This is a genomic window from Nocardioides sp., assembly GCF_034670285.1.
Lineage (GTDB): Bacteria > Actinomycetota > Actinomycetes > Propionibacteriales > Nocardioidaceae > Nocardioides.
On record NZ_JAXMNS010000277.1, the window covers coordinates 1 to 5,208 of the forward strand.

The following is a 5,208-nucleotide window of genomic DNA, read 5'->3' on the forward strand; positions in this document are numbered from 1 at the left end:
TCGAAGCAGGATCCGATGACGTCCACCCCGGCCTTCTCGACGGCGTCGAAGACCGACATCCCCTGCGGCACCGTCACCGTGACCCCCGAACGGGCGCACTCCACCTCGAAGGACTCCAGCGCCCCCACGGGCGCCTCGACCTCCTTCGCCCCGAACCGCTCGACGTGCAGGCTGCCCTCGGGCCAGCCGGCGCATCGCTCCTCGACCGCCTCCAGGAGCGCGCCCGGGCCGCAGCAGTAGACCAACGTGTCCGGTCGCGGCGTGGCGATCCTCGCGTCGAGGTCGAGCAGGCCCCGCTCGTCCTGGGGCCAGATCGTGACCCGCTCGTCGCCCTCGAGGCGGTCGAGGAACGCCATCGACGCCCGCGAGCGGCCGCCGTACAGGAGGCTCCACTCGGCGCCGCGCGCCTCGGCCTCCTCGACCATCGCCAGGATCGGGGTGATCCCGATGCCGCCGGCGATGAACTCGTAGCGCGGCGACACCTGGAGCACGAAGCGGTTGCGCGGGCCGCGCACCCGCACGGTCGCTCCCTCCTCCAGGCGCGTGTGGACGTACGACGAGCCGCCACGACCGTCGGGCTCGTGGAGCACCCCGACCTTCCACGTGCCCGGCTCGGTCCGGCTGCCGCACAGGGAGTACTGCCGGGTCAGGTCGGGCTCGAGGACCAGGTCGATGTGGGAGCCGGCAGTCCAGGACGGCAGCGCCGTCCCGTCGGGCGCGGTGAGGGTGAGCTCGACGACGCCTTCGGCGACCTCGCGTCGTGCAGAGACCGTCACCTCGACGTCGACCTCCTCGCCGACCCCGCGACGTCCACGGGCCGCGTGACGCGTCGCGGTCGCGGCCACCCCGGGCTCCTCGACGACGGGGGTGAGGCTGACCATCATCGAGGTGTAGCCGCGCACGAAGTTGGACTGGAGGTACGTCGGCTCCTCGACGACCTCGATGTCGGAGAAACGGGCGAGCAGCTCCTCCCACAGGATCCGCAGCTGCATCTCGGCCAGTCGGCTGCCCATGCAGCGGTGGGTCCCGATGCCGAAGGAGAGATGGCGCCGAGCATTGTGCCGGTCGATCACGAAGTCATCGGGGTCCTCGAAGACGCGGTCGTCCCGGTTGGCCGAGGAGTACCACATGACGAGCTTGTCGCCCTTGCGGATGAACTGCCCGTTCAGCACGGTGTCGCGGGTGGCGATGCGCCGCATGTAGGCCAACGGGGTCTGCCAGCGGATGATCTCGTGGACCAGCTTGGGCACGAGCCCGGGATCGGCCCTGAGCCGGTCGAACTGGTCGGGGAACCGGTTGAGCGCGTAGACCCCTCCCGACATGGAGTTGCGGGTGGTGTCGTTGCCCCCGACGACCAGCAGCGTGAGGTTGCCGAGGAACTCCATGGGCCGGTGGATGAGGTCCTTCGTGTCCTCGGAGAGCTGCATCAGGGTGATCAGGTCGTAGCCGGGCTCCTCCCCGGCAGCCAGACGGGCGGCCTTGTCGTGCCACAGCTCGCTGAAGCTGCGGGCCATGTCGGCCACGCCCTGGTAGATCGCGTCGGTGTCGCTGGTGCCGCCGGCGGCCGAGGCGCTCCCGGCCGCGAGCTCGGTCCACTCGACGAGCTTGCGGCGCTGCTCGTAGGGGAAGTCGAGCAGGGTGGCCAGCATTCGCGAGGTCAGCTCGATGCTGACGCGGTCCACCCAGTCGAACGGCTCGTGCAACGGCAGGTCGTCGAGCACCTCAGCGACGCGCGAGCGGATCAGACCCTCCATCTCCTCGAGGTTCTGCGGAGCCACCACCCCTTGGACCGCCTCGCGCTGCCGGTCGTGCCGCGGCGGGTCCATGGCGATGAACATCTCGATCTCCAGGCCTTCGGGCGGCCGGCCGATGATGATCTCCGGCTCCGCCGAGAAGGTCTCGAAGTCCTTGTCCACCGTGACGATGTCGTCGTAGCGGGTCACCGACCAGAAGGGCCCGAACGGGCTGTGGGCCTGGAAATGCACCGGAGCCTCGTCGCGCAGCCGCTTGAAGTACGGCTGCCACTGACCCTGGCGGTAGAGGAACGGGTTGCTGACGTCGATGTCGGTCAGCTCGAGCTGATCGACGTCGACGACCGGCTCCTCGGTGAACTGAGGTTGCTCGTCGCCGCGCACGCTGCGCTTGGCCTTCTGGAACAACCCCAGCGCCTGGATCTGGCGTTGCATCGGGACAGCCGTCCGGGCCTTGTGGAGGACCTGGTCGAGAACGCGCATGCCGGCAACCGCCTGTGGTCGATGATGGTCGAGACATCATGACAACACACGTCGCTCAACGTGACAAGCGATCCGACTCTTGTAATTCAGCGCGACACTCAGCGCTCAGGTGTCGCGCTTACGCGGATCAGGGCCGAAAGTGCGCGGCCACGTCGATCAGCCGGTCGTTGCCCTCGGGCTCGCCGATGGTCACGCGCACGCCCTCGCCGGCGAACGGGCGCACCGTGATGCCGACCGCGTCGGCGGCCGCGGCGAGCTCCATCGACCGGTCGCCGAGGGCGAACCACACGAAGTTGCCCTGCGAGGCCGGCAGCTGCCAGCCCTGCTCGGCCAGCGCCGCCTGCACCCGGGTGCGCTCCTCGGCCAGCGCCTCGACCCGCTCGAGCAGGTCGTCCTCGGCCTCGAGCGAGGCGATGGCTGCGGCCTGGGCGACGGCGTTGACGCCGAAGGGCAGCGAGACCGCCCGCAGCGCGCTCGCGATCGGCGCGTGCGCGACGGCGTACCCGACCCGGAAGCCGGCGAGGCCGTAGGCCTTGGAGAAGGTGCGGAACAGCACGACGTTCTCGTGGCCGCGGTAGGTGGCGACCCCGTCGACGGCGTCGTCCATCCGCACGAACTCGACGTAGGCCTCGTCGACGACCACCACGACGTGCGACGGCACGGCAGCGATGAACGCGTCGAGCTCGGACTGCGTCACCGACGGTCCGGTCGGGTTGTTGGGCGTGCACACGAAGACGACCTTGGTGCGGTCGGTGATCGCGGCCAGCATCGCGTCGAGGTCGTGACGACCCTCAGCGGTCACGGGCACCTGCACCGACGTCGCACCCGCGGCGGCCACGGCGATCGGGTAGGCCTCGAAGGAGCGCCAGGCGTAGACGACCTCGTCGCCGGCGTCGCAGAACGAGCCGAGGACCTGGTAGATCAGCGCGACGCTGCCGGTGCCGAGCGCGAGGTCGGACTCCGGCACCTCGAGGCGCGCCGCCAGGGCGGCGTACAAGGCACTGCTGCCCATGTCGGGGTAGCGGTTCATCGTCGCGACCGCGCCGGTCGCCGCCTCGACGACGCCGGGCAGCGGCGGGTAGGGGTTCTCGTTGCTCGAGAGCTTGTAGGACGTCAGTCCCTCCTGCACCGTCGGCGGCTTGCCGGGCACGTAGGCGGGGATCTGGGCGACGTTGGAGCGCGGCTGAGGTGTGGCCATGGGAGAACCCTAGGCCGGTCTAGGAGGTCGGGCGTCCTCGCCACGGCCGCAGCACCATCGCCGCGACGATCCCGACGCCCACCCCGATCGCTGCCCCGGCGGAGTTGTCGATGATGTCGGTGACGTCGCAGGCGCGGTCGAGCCGGGCGAGGGTGAGCTGGGTGGTCTCGATCGCGACCGAGTACGCCGCCAGCAGCACCAGCCCGGCCGGCACCGTGACCCACGCCGAGCGCCAGCGGGCCGCGGCGACCACGAGGAGCGCGCCGGACGGCGCGAAGATCGCGGCGTTGAGCAGCCGCTGGCCGCCGGAGAAGATCCAGAACCCGTCGGGGGCCGGGCCCCCGATGTCCCAGGAGCAGGTGTCGAGGCGGTCCTCGGCCAACACCCAGCCGGGCGCACCGTTGGCCGGCAGCAGGGTGAGCAGACCGACGACGACCAGCGACCACAGCAGGCCCGCGATCGCGACCGCGGTGACCACCCCGAGGCGACCCCTCAGGGCCCAGGCGAGCGCGGCGCAGAGCACTCCGGACGCCACCGCGCCCAGGAGCATGACCTCGACACCACCGACCGGGAACACCGGCCCGAGGTTACCTACCCGGTCGTCCTCACCCTCGGCCGCGACCTGCCCGCCGTGCCGGGCGGGGACGTCGTGCTGCCGGCGACGACCGGGTTGGTGAGGCACCGGATCGATCCGCCGGCCTTGTGGAACTCCGAGACGTCGACGAGCACGATGTCGAACCCCCACGCCTCGAGCTGGGTGCGCACCCGGTCGGGGCAGGCGGGCATCACGATCGTGGAGCCGACGACGACGGAGTTGGCGCACAGCGTGCCGATCGCCTCCTCGGCGGTGAGCACCAGTGGCTCGGGCACCAGCGCGAGCAGCGCCTCGCCCGACGGACCGTCCAGTGCCTCGGGGCACACCAGCGCCCGACGCTCGTCGAGCGGGCAGAAGGCCAGGTCGAGGTGGTACATCGACGGGTGGGTGATCCGCAGCCCGCGCACCCGCACGCCGAGGTCGAGGGCGAGGTGCTTGAGCGCGAGCTCCTCGGTGCGCGGGCCGTAGCCGACCACGAGGGAGTCGCCGAAGGCGAAGGCGTCGCCGGCCTCGAAGTGGGCGCCGATGCTGTCGCGCCCGACGTACGACGTCGTCCAGCCGTGTCGGACCAGCCACGGCTGGGCGGTGGCGGTCTCCATGCGTCGCTGGGCGTAGCGCATGTGCGACATGACGGCGTGGCGCGTGCCGTCCGGGCGCACGACCCCGAGGCCGAGGTTCATCGCGTAGACCATGTCGGGGGCGTCGTCGCGCTGCTCGATCACGTCGACGCGGGCGCCGAGCCCACGCAGGGTGTCGACCATCGTGTGCCACTGACGCAGCGCTCGCGCGGCGTCGGGCTGGACCATCGGGTCCATGAAGGGGTTGATGACGTAGTCGATCCGGAACGCGGTCGGCTCGACCGCCAGGTAGTGCCGGCCCCAGGCCAGGGGTGCTGCCTCGTTCACGTGACTTCTCCTCGCTGTCGCACTGCGCACCCCTGCGGGAAGCATCTTGTCAGACAATCTGACAGGTCCATCGTGTCCGACCTGCCCCCGGACGGCAACCCGACACGGCATGATGAGGCCATGCCCGCCGCCCCCGCCTCGTTCGCGACGCTGCACGTGGAGCACTCCTCCACCGTCGAGCGCGCCGCCATCGAGCTGCGGAGGGCGATCTTCGACGGCGAGATCGAGAGCGGCACGCCGCTGCGCGAGCTCGCGCTCGCCGAGTCGCTGGGCGTC

General features: G+C 70.9%; 4 protein-coding genes. All 4 read right to left on the minus strand.

Going from position 1 to position 5,208, the window contains the following annotated elements; genetic code table 11:
- The coding region (locus VOI19_RS13700; RefSeq protein WP_323793520.1) for a cytochrome P450 at positions 1 to 2,234 on the minus strand (2,234 nt) is incomplete at its 3' end.
- A 127-nt stretch (positions 2,235 to 2,361) separates the two neighbouring features.
- Positions 2,362 to 3,432 (minus strand): histidinol-phosphate transaminase, encoded by a 1,071-nt coding sequence (hisC, locus tag VOI19_RS13705; protein WP_323793521.1) that lies wholly within the window; start codon positions 3,430 to 3,432, stop codon positions 2,362 to 2,364.
- 19 nt (positions 3,433 to 3,451) lie between these two features.
- Complete coding sequence (locus VOI19_RS13710) at positions 3,452 to 4,114, minus strand: VanZ family protein (protein ID WP_323793522.1); 663 nt, start codon at positions 4,112 to 4,114, stop codon at positions 3,452 to 3,454.
- Positions 4,024 to 4,932 (minus strand): dimethylarginine dimethylaminohydrolase family protein, encoded by a 909-nt coding sequence (locus VOI19_RS13715; RefSeq protein ID WP_323793523.1) that lies wholly within the window; start codon positions 4,930 to 4,932, stop codon positions 4,024 to 4,026. Before VOI19_RS13715 ends, VOI19_RS13710 begins: the two co-directional genes overlap by 91 nt.
- Positions 4,933 to 5,208: the final 276 nt, after the last annotated feature.

Bases quoted from the DNA above. Each gene is read 5' to 3' on its own strand.
- hisC (WP_323793521.1), bottom strand. From the start codon at position 3,432: ATGGCCACACCTCAGCCGCGCTCCAACGTCGCCCAGATCCCCGCCTAC.